Genomic DNA, 17547 nt, shown 5'->3' on the forward strand with positions numbered 1-17547 from the left:
GCCCGTGATGGCTTCCACGCGACGGATACCGGCAGCCACGCCGCCTTCCATCACGATCTTGAAGAGACCGATGTCGCCCGTGCGATGCACGTGCGTACCGCCGCACAACTCGCGCGAGAAACCGAGGTCGAGTACGCGTACTTCGTCGCCATACTTTTCGCCGAACAGCGCCATTGCGCCGCCCTTCACCGCTTCGTCGAACGGCATCACCCGTACGATGCCCGGCGCGTTCGCCAGCACTTCCGCATTGACGATCGCTTCGACCTGACGGATCTGCTCGTCGGTCATTGGCGCGTTGTGCGCGAAGTCGAAACGGGTCTTGTCCGCATCGACCAGCGAGCCCTTCTGCTGCACGTGCGAGCCGAGCACTTCGCGCAGCGCCTTGTGCATCAGGTGGGTGACCGAGTGGTTGCGCTCGGTGCGGGCACGACGCACCGCGTCGATCTCCGCCTTCACGACGTCGCCGACCTTCAACGTGCCCTGCTCCAGCGTGCCGTGATGGCCAACCACGTCGGCTTGTACCTTCAACGTGTCTACTACCGCGAAGCGTACGCTCGCGTTCGCCAGCACGCCCTGGTCGCCGACCTGGCCGCCCGACTCCGCGTAGAACGGCGTATGGTCGAGCACGACGACCGCCTGCTGGCCGTTGCTCACTTCCTTGACCGACGCACCGTCCACGTACAGCGCGATCACTTTCGCGTCGTCGAAGACGATCTCTTCGTAGCCGTGGAACGTGGTCTTCGCGCCCGAGTATTCGAGACCCTGCGCCATCTTGAACTTGCCCGCCGCGCGCGCCTGGTCGCGCTGACGCGCCATTGCTTCGTCGAAAGCCGCTTCGTCGACCGTTACTTCGCGCTCGCGGCACACGTCTGCCGTCAGATCGAGCGGGAAGCCGTAGGTGTCGTGCAGCTTGAATGCGAGTTCGCCGTCGAGCGTCTTGCCACCCTTTGCTTCCAGGTCGGCCAGCGCGCTTTCCAGAATCGACATGCCGTGCTCGATGGTCTCGAAGAAGCGCTCTTCTTCCTGACGCAGCACGTCGGTCACGCGTTGTTCCGCGTCCTTCAGTTCCGGATAGGCCTCACCCATTTGCGCGACGAGGTCCGGCACCATGCGGTGGAAGAACGAACCCTTCTTGCCCAGCTTGTAGCCATGACGGATCGCGCGGCGCACGATCCGGCGCAGCACGTAGCCGCGGCCTTCGTTGCCCGGAATCACGCCGTCGACGATCAGGAACGAGCACGCGCGGATGTGATCGGCGATCACCTTCAGCGAGTTGTTGGTCAGATCGGTCACGCCGGTTTCGCGGCCCGCGGCCTTGATGAGCGCCTGGAACAGGTCGATCTCGTAGTTGCTGTGCACGTGCTGCAGAACCGCGGCGATCCGCTCCAGACCCATGCCCGTGTCGACGCACTGCTTGGGCAGCGGCGTCATGTTGCCCTGGGCGTCGCGGCTGAACTGCATGAACACGAGATTCCAGATCTCGATGTAGCGGTCGCCGTCTTCTTCAGGAGAGCCCGGGGGGCCGCCCCACACGTCCGGGCCGTGGTCGTAGAAGATTTCCGAGCACGGGCCGCACGGCCCGACGTCGGCCATCTGCCAGAAGTTGTCCGACGCGTAGCGCGCGCCCTTGTTGTCGCCGATGCGAATGATCCGTTCGACCGGCACGCCCACTTCTTTTGCCCAGATGTCGTGTGCTTCGTCGTCTTCGTGATAGACGGTGACCCACAGCTTGTCTTTCGGCAACTGGTACACGCCCGTCAGCAACTCCCACGCGTAGTGGATCGCGTCGCGCTTGAAGTAGTCGCCGAACGAGAAGTTGCCCAGCATTTCGAAGAACGTGTGGTGACGCGCGGTATAGCCGACGTTTTCCAGATCGTTATGCTTGCCGCCGGCGCGCACGCTGCGCTGCGCGGTCGTGGCGCGCGAATACGGGCGCGATTCCGCGCCGAGGAACACATCTTTGAACTGCACCATTCCCGAATTGGTGAAGAGCAGTGTCGGGTCGTTGCCGGGCACAAGGCTCGACGAGCGAACGATCGTATGGCCCTTCGATTCGAAGAACTTGAGGAATTTCTCGCGGATTTCGGCGGCTTTCATAGCGTGCTGGGGACGGGTTTGCCAGTTCCCTGGCTGTTACCGGCGGCATCATGGGATGCGCCAACTGTTTGTTTCTTAAACGACTGATTATACGGGATCGGCGCCCGAGCGCGGCGCCTGCCCGTCCCGTTGGCCATTCGGCCAGGTTTGGCCGGGTAGTGTGTGTCACGGGACCGGACATCGTATGTCCTATAGCGTTTGGCCGACTGCGCCGGCGCGCGGGAATCGCTTAAGATTGCCCCCATCCGCGGCGCCATGCGCGCCGTTTCACACAAATTTTGCATGGGACCAGAGGAGACATTGAAGAATATGGGCGCTCTCAGTCATATCCGCGTGCTGGATCTCACACGCGTGCTCGCCGGCCCGTGGTGCGCGCAGACACTCGCCGATTTCGGCGCCGACGTCATCAAGATCGAACGCCCCGAAGTCGGCGACGACACCCGCCACTGGGGGCCGCCATACCTGAAAACACCGGCAGGCGCCGACACGCGTGAAGCCGCCTACTACCTCGCGGCGAACCGCAACAAGCGCTCGGTCACCGTCGATATCGCTTCGCCCGAAGGCCAGCGGATCATCCGCGAACTGGCCGCCCAAAGCGATGTGGTACTGGAGAATTACAAGGTCGGGCAGTTACGCAAGTACGGTCTCGATTACGCGTCGCTCAAAGAAGTGAAGCCCGATCTGATCTACTGCTCGGTGACCGGCTTCGGGCAAACCGGGCCATATGCGCAGCGGGCTGGCTACGATTTCATCGTGCAAGGCATCGGCGGCTTCATGAGCATCACCGGCGAGCGCGACGGCCAGCCGGGCGGCGGCCCGCAGAAAGCGGGCGTGGCGATTGCCGATCTGATGACCGGCATGTATTCGACCATCGCCGTGCTCACCGCGCTTACGCACCGCGACCGTACGGGCGAAGGCCAGTACATCGACATGGCGCTGCTCGACGTGCAAGTGGCCATGCTGGCCAACATGAATTCGAACTACCTGGCAAGCGGCCAGCCGCCGGTGCGCTGGGGCAATGCGCATCCGAATATCGTGCCCTACCAGACCTTCCAGACGAGCGACGGCTGGATCATCGTCGCGGTCGGCAACGACGGGCAGTTCCGCAAATTCGTCGAGGCAGGCGGCTGCCCCGAATTGGCCAACGACGAGCGATTCGCAACCAACCCCGCTCGCGTGCGCCATCGCGATATTCTCGTCCCGATCCTCGCCGACATGGTGCGCCTGCAGGGCAAGCAGCAATGGATCGCCGCGCTGGAAGCGGCCGGCGTGCCGTGCGGGCCGATCAACGATCTGGATGAAGTATTTGAAAACGAGCAGGTGCTCGCGCGCGGCATGCAGGTCGATCTACCGCATCCGTCGGGCGGCACGGTCAAACTGGTGCGCAATCCGATCAATATGACCGGCACGCCGCCCGAAGCGCTGTCCCATCCGCCCACGCTCGGCGAGCACACGGAGAGCATCTTGCGCGACGTGCTCGGTTATGACGAGGCGCGGATTGCGGCGTTGCGGGACCAGTCGGTGATTTGAGGCCGACTGGGACTCAGCGCCGCTCGCCTGGCGAGGTCAGCCAGCGCCGCCCCTCGTCCCAATCGCCGAGACCGCTGTCGGCGTTGATATGGCCGCGCGGCCCGATATCGATCCAGCGGCTGCCCCATGCGTTCGCGCACATTTGCGAGAACGGCACGCCGCCGTATGGATCGTCGCTGCTCGCCACGACGATGCTCGCGAACGGCAAGCGCACGAGTGGCACAGGCGCGAAGCCGCTGGCGTCTTGCGGAAACCGCGGCCCTGATGGATCGGGCACGGCCACCAGCAAGGCGCCCGCCACCTTCGCAAGCTGGGCGGCGCTGGCGTACCGGGTTGCCCAGAACACGACCGTCAGGCAGCCGAGGCTGTGTGCGGCGAACACGACTGGCGAGTCGGCGGCGGCCACTGCGGCGTCGAGCGTGCGGCACCACGCGTCGCGCGACGGATGGTCCCAGTCCGACATCCGCACGCGCACGAAGGAAGGATCGAGCGCTTCCCAGCGTGTCTGCCAGTGGCCCGCACCGGAGTTCTGATAGCCCGGCAGGACCAGTACGTTTGGTTTTTGTCCGCTCATCGCGCGCCCCGTTGCGGTTCGTTTCTCAAGTGCACTTCGCGAGTGCGTTTTCAAATGCGGCTCTCAAGCGCGCATCTCAAGCGCGCATCTCAAGCGCGCATCTCAAGCGCGCATCTCAAGCGCCCTGCAGTATGTCTGCGCAGTTCGCTTCTGCAAAGCCTTGCTTCGCCCGGCCGAAGCCACCCTTCAATGCATCACGCGCCCCACACCCACGCCGCGCGGATCGGCCGCCGGCTGGGGCGTCGTACCGTCGACGCGAATCATCTGCACGTCGCCGTTGAACGACTGCCCTTCCAGCGTGTAGCCCTTGGCTTTCAACTGATCTGCCAGCTCACCCGTAATCGGATGATACGGCTCAAAATAAATGGTCTTCGGCGGCAGCAATTGATGGTGGAACCGCATCGCGGCCAGCGCGTCGGCAGGCGGCATATTGAAGTCGTTCAGATCGGTCATCACCTGGAAGATCGACGTCAAGATTCGCGAGCCGCCAGGCGTGCCGATCACGAGCGATACCTTGTTGTCTTTCAACAGGATGGTCGGCGTCATCGACGAAAGCGGCCGGCGTCCTGGCGCCACCGTGTTCAGGTCGTCAGGCGTGGCGCCCTGCGCGCCGGCGGCACCGGGCTTGGTCACGAAGTCGTCCATCGCATCGTTGAGCACGAAGCCCGCGCCATCCACCACCACGCCAGAACCGAACGACCCGTTCAGCGTGTAGGTATTCGACACCGCATTGCCCCACTTGTCGACCACCGAAAAATGCGTGGTTTGCGCTTTTTCCGGCTGCACGTCGCCAAGACCGCCTTTGACGGGCGTGGCGCCCGGCACCTCGTCGGGCTTCACTTCGTCGGCGCGCTGGGCGAGGTATGCGTCGTCGGTCAGTTTGTCGACCGGCACCTTGTACGAATCGGGATCGCCGAGGTATTGCTGGCGATCGGCGAACACGCGGTCTTCGATCTGCGCGATCAGATGGATATAGGGCGCGGAGTTCAGTTCGAGGCCGTCGAACGCCTGCTTCAGATCGGCTTTCATCTTCAGCATCTGGATCAGCCCGACACCACCCGAGCTCGGCGGCGGCGCAGTCACGATCTTGTAGCCATTCCAGTCGGCGGTGAGCGGCTGACGCCAGACGGCTTTGTATTGAATCAGGTCCTGCTTCGTGATCAGCCCATGGCCGTACATCTGCTGGGCGATGAGGTCGGCGGTTTGGCCTTCGTAGAACTCGCGGCCGCCGTCGCCGGCAATGCGCGAAAGGGTTTGCGCGAGTTCCGGCTGACGGTACATCACGCCCGCTTTCAGATTCGAGAAGTAGGCGTCGAAGTTGGTCTTGCCGGCGAAATTCTTCGCCGCCTCGTCGTGGCGCTGCTGCAACCATGGCTCGACCTGGAAACCGTCGGTGGCGTAACGGATCGCCGGCGCCAGCACCTGCTTCCACTTCAGCTTGCCGAAGCGCTGCTGCGCTTCCCACATGCCCTCGACGGTGCCCGGCACCGCCACCGCGCGATGGCCGACGAGGCTCATGCCCGCTATCAGGCTGCCTTTATCGTCGAGGTACATGTCGCGGGTCGCCTGCTGCGGCGCGCGCTCGCGGTAATCGAGAAAGTACGGCTTGCCGTCCATGAACACCGTCATGAAGCCGCCGCCGCCGAGGTTCCCCGCGTCCGGACTGGTCACGGCCAGCGTGAAGGCGATCGCCACCGCGGCGTCCACCGCGTTGCCGCCCGCTGCAAAGATCTGCTGCGCGGTGTCGGCGCTGTAGCGATCCGGCACGGCCACGGCCGACGCGTCCAGCACAGCCTTGGGCGGCGGCGTTTTCGCCAGCGCGGGAGCCGGCGCGACGAAACTGCCGGCGAATGCGGCGAACACGGCCGCAACCGTCACGATACGGGCGAAAGACAAAGAAGCGAAAGGCGCGCGAGGCGCGTCATGAGTCGGGACGGACATCCGAGAAACTCCGGGAACTGAGGGCGCCATGTTGCATGAACGGAAAGCGTCCGTGCAACTTGGCCCAATGGGTGAGGCGGCCTGCGCAGGCGGCTTGCCTGCGACTTGCGCCACAAGATGCAGGCAGCGCAAGCCGAAACGGCTTGAACCGGGCGCGCGAGCAGGCAGCGTGGCTGCCCGGCTTGCGCGGCGGGCGCACAGTGGCGCCGGGAAAAAATCAATGAGCGAACACGCCGGCCGTACACGGCGGGAAGCATGCGCCGCTCGCATCGCCGCACGGCGGGCGGAGCGTCGCCGCTCGCATCCTAAGTCGCGGGCGCACCCGCCAACAAAACGTTTTACCTCCTGTTACAGCACCTTAAATGCAGCTTGCAGGATTCCACCCGTCCCCGGAAAGCGCGCAAAACCGCTCAAACGTTGGCTGCGCGCCGCACTCACCTGCCGCGAGCGAACCTGTCAGGTAGAATTGTCGGATAAGTGGGCGCATTGCGCGTCCCCGACAGACTTTCACCTTCTCGCATGAATACCGAACGCAACGACGCGCCAGCGGCATCCAATTTCATCCGCAACATCATTGACGACGACAACCGCACCGGCAAGTGGGGCAAGCGCGTCGAAACGCGCTTTCCGCCTGAGCCGAACGGCTACCTGCACATCGGGCACGCCAAGAGCATCTGCCTGAACTTCGGCGTGGCGCGCAGCTACGGCGGCGTGTGCCATCTGCGCTTCGACGATACGAATCCGGAAAAGGAAAGCGTCGAGTACGTCGACTCGATCATCGACTCCGTGCGCTGGCTCGGCTTCGAATGGGAAAAAGACGGCAAGGAACAGCTCTACTTTGCAAGCGACTACTACGACAAGCTGTACGAGTTCGCGGAACTGCTGATCGAACGCGGCAAGGCATATGTTGACAGCCAGTCGGCCGAAGAAATGCGTGCGAACCGCGGCTCGGCTTCAGAAGTCGGCACACCGTCGCGCTTCCGCGATCGTTCGGTGCAGGAAAACCTCGACCTGTTCCGCCGCATGAAAGCCGGCGAGTTCAAGGAAGGCGAACACGTGCTGCGCGCGAAGATCGACATGGCGTCGCCGAACTTCAACATGCGCGACCCGGTGATCTACCGGATCCGCTTTGCGCATCACTACCGCACTGGCGACACATGGTGCGTGTACCCGATGTACGACTACACGCACTGCATCTCGGACGCGTTGGAAAACATCACGCATTCGCTGTGCACGCTCGAGTTCGAAGATCACCGTCCGCTGTACGACTGGATTCTGAATGAGCTGGCCGAAGCCGGCATTTTCACGCGCCCGCTGCCGCAGCAAATCGAGTTTTCGCGTCTGAACCTGACCTATGCGATCACCAGCAAGCGCAAGCTGCTGCAACTGGTGAACGAAGGCCATGTCGAGGGCTGGGACGATCCGCGTATGCCGACTATCGTCGGGGTGCGCCGCCGCGGCTTCACGCCTGAAGCGATCCAGTTGTTCTGCGAGCGCATTGGCGTCACCAAGGTCGATTCGTGGATCGACATGAGCGTGTTCGAAGGCGCGCTGCGCGACGATCTGGACGAGAAGGCGCCGCGTACCGCAGCCGTGCTCGATCCCGTCAAGCTGATCATCGACAACTTCCCCGAAGGCGTGACGGAGCCGTGCAATGCGCCGGTCCACCCGCATCATCCGGAAATGGGTGTGCGCGAGTTCCCCATTTCGCGCGAGCTGTGGATCGAACGCGACGACTACAACGAAACGCCGCCGAAGGGCTATTTCCGCCTGTTCCCGGGCAACAAGGTGCGCCTGCGCTATGGCTATGTGATCGAGTGCACCGGCGCGGACAAGGACGAGAACGGCAATATCGTCGCAGTGCATTGCAATTACTTCCCGGACAGCAAATCGGGCACTGAAGGCGCGAACACCTATAAGGTCAAAGGCAACATTCACTGGGTCAGCGCGGCAGGCGCGTGCCCGGCCGAAGTGCGCATCTACGACCGTCTGTTCAAGGAACCGCAACCGGACGCCGGTGGCCGCGACTTCCTCGAAGCGCTGAATCCGGATTCAAAGCGGGTGGTCAACGCCTACCTGGAACCGGGCGCGCGCCACGCGCTGCCGGAACAGCGCTTTCAGTTCGAGCGCCATGGCTATTTTGTCGCCGACCGTGTCGATTCGAAACCGGGTAAGCCCGTATTCAATCGCATCGTCAGCTTGCGCGACAGTTGGGGTAAGCCGGCGTAAGCCGAAGCGGTGACAGCGCGAAGCGCATCTGAAGTTGAAGCTGAATACGGCGTGCATTTCGTGAGCGGGATGCACGCCGTTTTGTTGCATCATGTTCCATCGACAGTGACAGCGCGGCATGCGTGCCCGCGCCAGTCCGGGAGGCCTGATGAAAGTTGCAACCCGCCGCGGGGCGAGTGCATGGGGTACAGCACGGAGCGTGCGTCACGCGCGTACGGCGCCTGCCGGGCGCACGATGCGCGCCGCACGAAACATGCGTTGCGCGCTCGCGATGCTGGTCGCGTTCGGCGCGGCGTCGCTTGCCTGTTCCGCTCACGCGGATGAGCTCACCGGCACGTTGAAGAAAATCCACGACGAAGGCGCGGTGGTGCTCGGCGTGCGTGAAGCGTCGATTCCGTTTTCGTACTTCGACGGCACGGGCACGGTGGGCTACTCGCAGACCATCGCGCTGCAGATCGTCGACGAAATCAAGAAAACGCTCGGTCTCCCGCAACTGAAGGTGCGCGAAATTACCGTGACCTCGTCGAACCGTACGCCGATGTTGCTGAACAACCAGATCGATCTGGAATGCGGCTCGACCACGCACACGGTGGAACGCGAAAACGTGGCCGCCTTCTCGAGCAGTTTCTTCCAGTACGCGGTGCGCATGATCGCGCGCAAGAGCAGCGGTATCACGGATTTTCCGGACCTGGCCGGCAAGGCGGTCGTGACCACCGCGGGCACCTCCGACGAGCGCCTGCTGCGCCGCCTGAACACCGAGAAACACCTGAACATGCGCATCACGAGCGTGCGCGATCATGCCGACGCATTCAGCGCGCTCAAGGACGATCGCGCGGTGGCCTTCGTGATGGACGAGCCTATCGTGTACGGTTTCAAATCGACCGACCCGCGTCCCGAAGACTTCGTGGTGACCGGTACGCCGCTTGGCTATGAGGTCTACGCCTGCATGTTCCGCAAGGGCGACGAGCCGTTCCGCACGCTCGTGAATAGCGTGATCGCGCGCGGCCAGACTTCCGGTGACGCGGAGCGTCTCTATCAGCAGTGGTTCACTCAGCCGATCCCGCCGCACGGCATCAATCTGAATTTTCCGCTCTCGGAGCAAAACCGTACGCTGTTCGCGCATCCGAACGATCGCGCGCTCGACTGAGCGCGTAAGCAGGCCACGCGGATGTGGGAGGTTGCGGTTGCGGTTGCCGCCCACACCCCAAACGCCAACCCTGCCGCTACAGCGTTCGATGCAATTCCACAAGCGAAAGCGTGGTCTGAAAAAGCCGTGTGAGACTGCGGCTCGCGTACCGTTCGACTTCGTCCGGCGCGGTCCAGCGATAGGCGTCCATCTCGGGAATCAGCGTGCCGTCAGAGCGGCGCGGAAACAGCGACGTGCACGTGCACGAACTCAAATCGAGTTCGTCGGCCGTGGCGCGCGCCGCGAACAGATGCAGATCCTTGTCGCGCCGATAGACGAACAGCCCGAGATCCTTCAGACGCCCCGCCTCGATCGCGATACCGGTCTCCTCGACCATCTCGCGCAGCGCAGTGACGTGCGGCGCCTCACCCTCTTCGCCGTGCCCTTTCGGAACGTCCCAGTGGGACGTCTCGGTAGCATGCGCGAGCAGCACCCGGCCGTCCGGGTCGAGCAGTACGATGCCGCACGAAACGACCCGCCCGTTCATCGCCGCCACACGCCGCAAAGACGCAAGGCTTCATGCTGCGCCGCCGGCAAGCCGGCGCCCGTTGTCATACCGGCCCGCACGCTCAGTGCTTTTTCTGCAATTGCCAGTTACCGCTGCCGTCTTTGCAGAACTGCGGGCGCAGGTTCATCGACTGCCCTTTCGCATTAAGGACAACACCGAGGTCGCGGCAGGTGCGCTCGCCGTCCTTCGCGGTGCTGGTGATGGTGATCGTCGCGTCGATCTTGACGCTGTTGCCGGTGCCTTCGTTGACCCAGTTGACGCTTTCGCCGTCCTGTTTGTCATTCAGCGCGGCGAAGACGGCTTTCTTGACCGAATCGATGTCGCGTTGCTTCATGTAGCTGATCGGCGTGTCGTTCAGAAAACCGAGGTTGGCCGCTTGTGCGCCAAGCGCGCCGCCAAGCAGCAGGCCACCAACGGCTAGATGAAACAGGGCACGGGTTCGCGTCGACATGAAGGGTTCTCCTCGAAGAGTAGTTCGGCGGTCTCGAGCGCGCTTGCGGCAACTCGTGATCTGGACCCCAAAAGCATAGCATGTCGCCCTCGAGAGCGACCGCATGGATGTGTCTCGCAGGCGCCTCGCAGCGTCGCCGCAGTCTGCAGCCACCCGCTGCCAGCTGGCCGCAACGAACCCGACGCCCACGAAGCTGCGCAGAGTTTTAGGACGCGTCTCATATCTTGTTATGAAACGTCTTCTTAAGATAGGTCCTGTTGCGCTGCGGCGCTTACAGGCTTCCAACGTCGTCCATGGACATCTCATTTGCGCTAGAAAGCTTCGCCGTGGCGCTCGCGCTCTTTTGCGTCGCGCTGGTGCCGTTTGCCATCGGCCGCGATCCCGGCCTTGCGCGGCGCATCGTGCCAATGGACACCCTCCCACGCGCACGCTGGCCGAATCTGCTGACACGCGTCGGCGTTGCGTGCCTCCTGATGTCGTTCGCATTGCTGCTAGCCGGCTGCTATTACATTCTTGCCGGCGTGCGCAGCTGATCAACCCGCCACGGCACGGGCCGCTTCACCGAGACCGGATAGAACTTTTCCGGATTCGTGTCGCGTTGCGCATAAAAGCGCACCACCTGATCCAGCTAATCATAGATGCCGTTGTGGAAGAAACGCTTCTTCAACGCGACGTTGCGCAGCGTCGGCGTGCGGAAGATGCCGCAATATTCGTCGCGCGCCTTCGGATCGGTACGCTCCGGCCCGCAGGCTCCGAGGTCGTAGATTTGTGGATCGCGATTCACCCGCAGCGCGCGGTTGCGCGGCACGCCGATCGCTATCGAAAATATGCTCGCCGAATGCCACGCGGAAAGCTTCGGCACACGGCGCCGCCTTCACCGCGGCCGTGACCTTTGCCGGTGTGCTGCCCATTTCGAACGGCATTTGCTCGACGTCGCCTCGGGCGACCAGCACATTGCCGACGTGATCTCGCATCTGCAAAAAAAGCCAGCAGTGGAACACCATGCTGGTGGTCGTGACATACGACAAAAACGGCGGCTTCTGGGATCACGTGGCGCCGCCGAAGGCGGACCGTTGGGGTCCGGGCACGCGCATCCCGGCGCTGATCGTCTCGCCGTACGCGAAGAAGGGGTTCGTCGATCACACGCAGTACGACACCACGTCGATCCTGCGTTTCATCACGTACCGCTTCTCGCTGCCAACATTGCCGGGTATCGCCGCGCGTGATGCGGCGTTGGTCAGCAACGGCAGCAAGCCGATGGGCGATCTGACGGCGGCGTTGAACATCAAGCACTAAATCACCGACGATCGGCGCACAACAACCCGAGCCGGTCCGTCAGCGGCCGGCGCGAGGTCGTCCCCAATTCGCGGACGGAGCACGTCGGGTAGCAGCCCGCCTGAGGCTGGGACATTGACAGGGCAGCTTCGGCTGCCCTTTTCGGTTTTCGTCGAGACCCGTACGGCGACACGACGCGTTCTCATGACCGGCGTATGCTTCGACGCAGGGTGCGATCAATCCCTGCGCGACGTGTTGCAGGCTCGCCCACTCATCCAGGAGTTCGACAGCATGACTGAAAAAACCATCAAGGTCCCCGGTCCCGATCATCCGATCACGGTCGAGCCGGACACATCCCACGTGGTGGTGACGGTGGCCGGCCGCGTGATCGCGGATACCCGCAAGGCGCTGGTGCTGCGCGAGGCGTCGTATCCGGCCGTGTACTACATTCCGCGCAACGACGTCGAGATGACGCTGCTGGAACGCACCGATCACACGACCTATTGCCCGTACAAGGGCGACTGCGCGTATTACAGCATTCCGCTTGGCGGCGAGCGGACTGTGAATGCGGTGTGGACCTACGAATCGCCCTACGCGGCTGTGAAAGAGATCGCTCAGCATCTGGCGTTCTATCCGGACCGGGTCGATTCAATCGACGTGCAGCCGGCAGGGTAAGCGGCGGAACGCGCGGCAACGCGTGCAGCAAGACGCACGGCGAAGCTCACGACAAAACGCGCATCAAAGCGGTGAGGCTTCGATGCGCGGCGCCAGACATTTGAAGTACGGCAGGAGGGACTCGAACCCCCCACCCTCGGCTTAGAAGGCCGATGCTCTATCCAGCTGAGCTACTGCCGTATTGACGTGAGGCGATGCAGCACGACGACCGTGTACATATGCATCGCCCGCAATGAGAACCCGTACAGGGCATTGGAACCTGTGCACTATCACTGCCACAGGGTTCGTGGGATACCGAAATTCTAACTGACCGAGCCGTGGCTTGGAAATCCGATCCGCCGCAGCGCACCGCTGACCGGCAGCTACCCAAGCCTGCTACAAAACAAAAACGGGCCCGGCAGGTTGGGCCGGGCCCGGATTATAACCGATCGCCTCTCGCCCGCCAGTCGCGCGCCGGCATCAGCCGCGCGGCAGCGGGCAGACCGAACGCAATCAGACCGGCTGCGGATGCAGCATGAACCAGCCGAGGAACACGATCCCCGCAATCACGCAGTACACGCCGAACGAAGCCAGACGTCCGCGGCCTTCGAAATAACGCATCAGAAAACGCACGCTCAGATACGCGGCGATGGCGGTCAGCACGCCGCCGAGCAAGGCATCGGCGAGTTGGCCCGGCGCATGGAACAATTTCGGCAATTCGAGCACGCCGGCCGCGAGGATGATCGGCGTGCCCAGCAGGAACGAGAACTCGGCGGCCTTCTCGGTCGTCAGGCCAGCCGCGTTGCCGGCGATCATTGTCAGACCGCTGCGCGAGAAGCCCGGAATCAATGCGCCGATTTGCGCAAGACCGACAAAAAACGCCTGGCCGAAAGTCAGCTTTTCCGGCGCCCGATGCGCGCGCGAACGTTGCAGACGATCGCCGAACCACAGCAACACACCGTTGACGATCAGCGCGATGGCGACGATGCGCAAATCGTGAAAGAGCCGCTCGAGGCGCTTCTCGAGGATCAGCCCGACGAGGCCCGCCGGAATCGTACCGATGATGAGCGCCCACATCATGTGGGCGTCATCGTTGCGACGGCCGCCGAATGACGCGAAGAAGCCGCGCACCAGTTCGCACCAGCGTTTGCGGAAGTACCACAGCAGCGCGAATGCCGTACCGAGGTGCAACGCGACGAGGAAGGGCAGCAGCTGCGGCGCGTGCTTGTCGATATGCATACCGAACAATGCGGGCACGAGCAGCGTATGGCCGAGGCTGCTCACCGGGAACAGTTCGGTGACGCCTTGCAGCACGCTCAGGAAAATCAGAAACGACAGGTTCACGCGGCGGTCCTTGTAAGGAAAATGTCGGGGAACAGCGCGCCGCAAAAGGAAATGCATGGCGCGGCAAAAGCGCACCGATTATGCCTGGCCGCAAAGTCAGCGCCAAGCGTTTGAACCGCATTCGGGGAAATATTGATGCGCCGCGTCACAACTGGAAACCGTTGTTACGCCGCGGAAAAGAAATCGGGCGCTTTAGAAGGCCGCCCTGCGATCATGAAGGAATGATGGTGCGCTTGCCGCGCGGTATCTTTGTCAGAGGCGCACTCAGGCGCCTCGCAGTTAACTGGGCAGACGGTTGAATCAGCGCTCGAGCTTGTAGAAAAAGTAGACGGTGCTGACTGCGAACATGCCGAACAGCGCCACACCCATTGCCATTGCGAGATCCATAACGCCCTCCTGAGCCGGTCTCGCCCGATAGTCGGAACCACCGGGCAGTGAGTGGATTATCGACAAGGTTAGTGCTTCCCGGACACCCGCAATTTCCCGAGAAGGGTTTCCCCGTAGCGCAAAGCAGCGCAAAATCGTTGTCTTGCGCGTCTGCTCGCGATTGCATTCCACCGGATTCAAGCCGCGTTCGAACCACGCTCAACCCAGCTGTAGCTCGCTGGTAGCACCTCATGGAGCTCACATCCGAGCCGCACACAAACCGCATTCAACCTTTATCAACCAAGCCCATCGACCATGCCCCTCTCCCCGCAACAGGACATTCTCGAGATTGCCCAGGACGCCTCCGTGCTCCGCTTCTCGCCGCAAGCCGGTGGCCGCCTTCTGTCGTGGATCATCGACGGCGAAGAGGTGATTCACTGGCCCGAGAACGCCGACTGGAGCCAGCCCGCCAGGATCCGCGGCGGCAACCCGCTGCTGTTTCCGTTTCTCGGCCGGCATCGTGTCGACGGCAAAATTGGCTACTGGCGTGATGCACAAGGCACCGTGCGCGAATTGCCGATGCACGGTTTTGCACGCGACCTGCCCTTCGAGGCCCACGCCGATGTGCACGGCGCCGGTCTGCGCATGACCCTCACCGACAGCGACGCGACACGCGGCGGCTATCCGTTCGGCTTCCGTTTCGAAGCGGCCTACCAACTCATCGATTCCCATACGCTGGAAGTCACGCTGAGCACCGCCAACACCGGCAACACGCGGCTGCCGTACTACGCGGGTCATCACTTCTATTTCACGCTGCCGCATACGCAGCGCGCCGAAACGTCGCTGGACCTGCCGCGCAGCGAACGCCGCTATCAGCAGGCCGACGGCTCGATCAGCGCGGCCGGGCCGGGCGCGTCGCGCTACACGCTCGACGAGACGCGTATTCAAGACTGCTTCCATTGCCTCGTGGGTGCGCCGGACCAACCCGTGCGTCTCAGCGCCCCAGGCCTGAACCGGCTCATCACGATCGACCTGCAACGGCCGGACTCGTTGCCGTGGTACGCGGTCACGACATGGACCGAAGCCGCCGGCTCGGACTTCTACTGCGTCGAGCCCTGGCTGGGTCTGCCGGACGCGATCCACAACGGCATGGGATTGCGCTGGCTCGAACCGGGGCAAACCGAGACGGCCGCCCTGCGCATCAGCGTCAGCAAGCTGCGCGCATAGCAAGGTCATGGCGGGATTGCCGCGCATCGCAACGTGTGGATTGCGCGGCGCCTCGTGGCTGATTGCCGCGTTTCTGCTGCGCGCGCCCTCCTCCTCGCCCGTTTTTCGGATGCTGCAGCGCAAAACCGTTAGAATCGGACGCTTTGCATCTACCTGCCACGTGATCGGGATCGGCGCGCGGCAGCGCTTTGCGAGGTCCAATGCTTACCAGAAGAAGAATGATGAAACGGCTCGCCTGCGCGTCGTTGCTGGCGGTGCTCGCCGCCTGCGGGTCCGCTCCGGTGGGGCCAGGCTTTTACCGCGTCGAACGGGGCGATACGCTGTCGAAGATCGCGCGCAGCAACCGGCAATCGGTGCAAAGCATCGTGCGCTGGAACAATCTCACCAACCCGGACAGCATCGAGGTCGGGCAAGTGTTGCGCGTCGCGCCGCCAGCTGGTGGCGCTGCAGGGGGCGCCTCGGGCGGCGCAATCCGCAGCAGCGGTGCGGGCAGCGCGAGCGCGTCGGCTGCGCCACGCCCGGCTCCGAGCGACACGGCGCCGGCGCCCGCGCCGGCTTCGACGATCTCCCTGATCTGGCCGGCGGACGGCACGGTGATCCGGCGCTTCGACGGCGGCAACTCGAAGGGCATCGATATTTCGGCGGCGGCGGGCACGCCGGTGATGGCCGCGGCGCCCGGCACGGTGGTGTACGCGGGCAACGGCTTGCGCGGGTACGGCAACCTGCTGATCATCAAGCACAACGCCGAGTACCTGACGGCCTACGCGCATAACCGCGTGTTGCTGGTGAAGGAAGGTCAATCGGTCACGCGCGGCGAGAAGATCGCCGAAATGGGCGACACCGACACCGATCGTGTGATGCTGCACTTCGAACTGCGCTATCAAGGCCGCTCGATCGACCCCGCGCGGGCACTCCCGCCGCGCTAGCCGTCCAGCGTCAGGCACGCGCCCCGCAACCGCAGTCGAGGGAACCGCGCATGCTATAAAACGCTCAATCCTATGCATGACGTGGCCGGGTGCCACGTCTTCCCCCGTTTTCTGTAAGGAATCTGCAATGAAGAGCGTATTTGCGTCCGTGGCAACGGCCACGGCGATCGGCCTCGGCCTACTGACGCTCGGCAGCCTCGGCGGCTGTTCCAGCACCACGACCATGACCTACCTGCCGAGCGGCGATACCGGCTTTGCAATCAATTGCAGCGGCAGCGATGCGAGCTCCAGTTGGGCCGAGTGCTACAAGCAAGCGGGTCAGGTCTGCGGCAACTACGGCTACGACGTCGTTTCGAAGGACGTGGACAACGGCGCCACCTCGGGCGGCTCGGTCGGCGGAATCTTCGGTGCGAACGTCAAGAACCGGTCGATGGTGGTTCGCTGCAAGCAGTGAAGGCAACAGCAGCCGCGACAAAGCAAAGCCGGGCGCGGTCCCGCTAGCGCCGCCAGCGTCCGGAGCGCGGATCGATGCGCGCGGCGAAGGCGAACAGCACTCGAAGCGCGATCGGCCAGAGGCCGAGGAAAATGATCAACCAGGTCATGAGCGGTGGAAAGAAAAGGTAACTTTCCATAATCCGCGCCACGTGTGAATCCGCAGTGACCGTGGAATGAATCAGCAATGACCGGGACGAAAAAAAGCCCGGCACGAGGCCGGGCTAACGGGGGTTCGGCGCATATCGGCAAAGGACCGGTTCACCATGCGCCAGAACGAAATCTAACAACCCCCATTTACAAGCGCAATCTATTAATTGCGCGTGCAATGTGACACGGCGTACGGAGTCCGCATTAAGTGAATGAAGAATGTCGGAAATACGCGAATAAATACCTTTGTTAGCGCCACATGAAACGCCATAAAATCGGCAAATCAGAACGTCGCGCTTCGCCCCCAAGACCTTTAAAATCAAGCATCTGCCTATGCGCGACAGAAAAAATCTGACGAAAGCGTCCTGGCCGATTTCCGCTAGCCGCGCCCAGTATGATTCAGACGCTTTATGCATTGCGAACCTTTAGTGCGCCAACGCACCATACCGATGTATTAGCGAATTTGAACCACGCGAATAAGCAGGCGCATTTCCTCACAACAAAATTCGCAAACGGCGGATAGATTAAAAATCTTCAAATCAACCGACCAATCTTGAAGTCTTAAATCGGCCGTTATTAAGGAATTCAACAATCAGA

Annotated in this window: 16 protein-coding genes, 1 tRNA gene and 2 pseudogenes; 9 read left to right on the forward strand and 10 right to left on the reverse strand. The window is 62.7% G+C overall.

The genetic code is table 11. The annotated features are described in order from the left end of the window. Positions 1–2097, reverse strand: a 2097-nt coding sequence (alaS, locus tag QOC89_RS00050; protein WP_323043146.1) for an alanine--tRNA ligase, incomplete at its 3' end; no start/stop codon positions are given. A gap of 309 nt (positions 2098–2406) precedes the next feature. Between alaS and QOC89_RS00055 the strand changes: the two genes are divergently transcribed. Next, positions 2407–3627 (forward strand): CaiB/BaiF CoA-transferase family protein, encoded by a 1221-nt coding sequence (locus QOC89_RS00055; RefSeq protein WP_323043147.1) that lies wholly within the window; start codon positions 2407–2409, stop codon positions 3625–3627. A 13-nt stretch (positions 3628–3640) separates the two neighbouring features. On the opposite strand, the gene QOC89_RS00060 is transcribed toward QOC89_RS00055, so the two are convergent. After that, positions 3641–4201, reverse strand: a complete 561-nt coding sequence (locus tag QOC89_RS00060) for an RBBP9/YdeN family alpha/beta hydrolase (RefSeq protein ID WP_323043148.1) — start codon at positions 4199–4201, stop codon at positions 3641–3643. A 186-nt stretch (positions 4202–4387) separates the two neighbouring features. Continuing rightward, positions 4388–6142 (reverse strand): gamma-glutamyltransferase, encoded by a 1755-nt coding sequence (ggt, locus tag QOC89_RS00065; RefSeq protein ID WP_323043149.1) that lies wholly within the window; start codon positions 6140–6142, stop codon positions 4388–4390. Between the two features lie 519 nt (positions 6143–6661). Here ggt and QOC89_RS00070 point away from each other — a divergent pair. Together QOC89_RS00070 and QOC89_RS00075 are read left to right on the forward strand one after the other, a co-directional pair. After that, a complete protein-coding gene (locus QOC89_RS00070) occupies positions 6662–8371 on the forward strand; it encodes a glutamine--tRNA ligase/YqeY domain fusion protein (RefSeq protein WP_323043150.1) in 1710 nt (569 codons plus the stop codon). A 148-nt stretch (positions 8372–8519) separates the two neighbouring features. Beyond that, positions 8520–9518, forward strand: a complete 999-nt coding sequence (locus tag QOC89_RS00075) for a transporter substrate-binding domain-containing protein (protein ID WP_416340313.1) — start codon at positions 8520–8522, stop codon at positions 9516–9518. A 76-nt stretch (positions 9519–9594) separates the two neighbouring features. Here QOC89_RS00075 and QOC89_RS00080 read toward each other — a convergent pair whose 3' ends face one another. Then, positions 9595–10044 (reverse strand): NUDIX hydrolase, encoded by a 450-nt coding sequence (locus tag QOC89_RS00080; RefSeq protein WP_323043151.1) that lies wholly within the window; start codon positions 10042–10044, stop codon positions 9595–9597. A gap of 82 nt (positions 10045–10126) precedes the next feature. After that, complete coding sequence (locus tag QOC89_RS00085) at positions 10127–10516, reverse strand: RT0821/Lpp0805 family surface protein (protein ID WP_323043152.1); 390 nt, start codon at positions 10514–10516, stop codon at positions 10127–10129. Between the two features lie 293 nt (positions 10517–10809). On the opposite strand from QOC89_RS00085, the gene QOC89_RS00090 reads away from it, so the two are divergent. Then, a complete protein-coding gene (locus QOC89_RS00090; RefSeq protein WP_323043153.1) occupies positions 10810–11049 on the forward strand; it encodes a hypothetical protein in 240 nt (79 codons plus the stop codon). Here QOC89_RS00090 and QOC89_RS00095 read toward each other — a convergent pair. After that, positions 11043–11336, reverse strand: a pseudogene (locus QOC89_RS00095) (cytochrome-c peroxidase); the annotation flags it as partial. The gene QOC89_RS00090 and the pseudogene QOC89_RS00095 overlap by 7 nt on opposite strands. A 109-nt stretch (positions 11337–11445) precedes the next feature. On the opposite strand from QOC89_RS00095, the pseudogene QOC89_RS00100 reads away from it, so the two are divergent. Then, positions 11446–11812 (forward strand): annotated as a pseudogene (locus QOC89_RS00100) (alkaline phosphatase family protein); the annotation flags it as partial. A 270-nt stretch (positions 11813–12082) separates the two neighbouring features. Beyond that, positions 12083–12466 (forward strand): DUF427 domain-containing protein, encoded by a 384-nt coding sequence (locus QOC89_RS00105; RefSeq protein WP_323043154.1) that lies wholly within the window; start codon positions 12083–12085, stop codon positions 12464–12466. 106 nt (positions 12467–12572) lie between these two features. Here the strand turns inward: QOC89_RS00105 and QOC89_RS00110 are convergent. From QOC89_RS00110 to QOC89_RS00120, 3 genes are all read right to left on the reverse strand, one after another. Beyond that, positions 12573–12646 (reverse strand) — tRNA-Arg (locus QOC89_RS00110). Between the two features lie 312 nt (positions 12647–12958). Continuing rightward, complete coding sequence (locus QOC89_RS00115; RefSeq protein ID WP_323043155.1) at positions 12959–13789, reverse strand: undecaprenyl-diphosphate phosphatase; 831 nt, start codon at positions 13787–13789, stop codon at positions 12959–12961. A 300-nt stretch (positions 13790–14089) separates the two neighbouring features. Continuing rightward, positions 14090–14242, reverse strand: a complete 153-nt coding sequence (locus tag QOC89_RS00120) for a hypothetical protein (protein WP_323043156.1) — start codon at positions 14240–14242, stop codon at positions 14090–14092. A gap of 228 nt (positions 14243–14470) precedes the next feature. Between QOC89_RS00120 and QOC89_RS00125 the strand changes: the two genes are divergently transcribed. From QOC89_RS00125 to QOC89_RS00135, 3 genes are all read left to right on the forward strand, one after another. Further along, the gene (locus QOC89_RS00125; RefSeq protein WP_323043157.1) at positions 14471–15382 is read left to right on the forward strand and encodes an aldose epimerase; all 912 of its coding nucleotides are present in this window, start codon (positions 14471–14473) and stop codon (positions 15380–15382) included. A gap of 200 nt (positions 15383–15582) precedes the next feature. Beyond that, positions 15583–16308: a peptidoglycan DD-metalloendopeptidase family protein gene (locus QOC89_RS00130; protein WP_323043158.1), complete on the forward strand. Its 726-nt coding sequence runs from the start codon at positions 15583–15585 to the stop codon at positions 16306–16308. A gap of 127 nt (positions 16309–16435) precedes the next feature. Continuing rightward, complete coding sequence (locus QOC89_RS00135) at positions 16436–16762, forward strand: hypothetical protein (protein ID WP_323043159.1); 327 nt, start codon at positions 16436–16438, stop codon at positions 16760–16762. 43 nt (positions 16763–16805) lie between these two features. On the opposite strand, the gene QOC89_RS00140 is transcribed toward QOC89_RS00135, so the two are convergent. Next, positions 16806–16940, reverse strand: coding sequence for a hypothetical protein (locus tag QOC89_RS00140; protein ID WP_323043160.1), 135 nt, complete (start codon positions 16938–16940; stop codon positions 16806–16808). Positions 16941–17547 lie beyond the last annotated feature (607 nt).

This window comes from Paraburkholderia sp., from assembly GCF_034668105.1.
Lineage (GTDB): Bacteria > Pseudomonadota > Gammaproteobacteria > Burkholderiales > Burkholderiaceae > Paraburkholderia.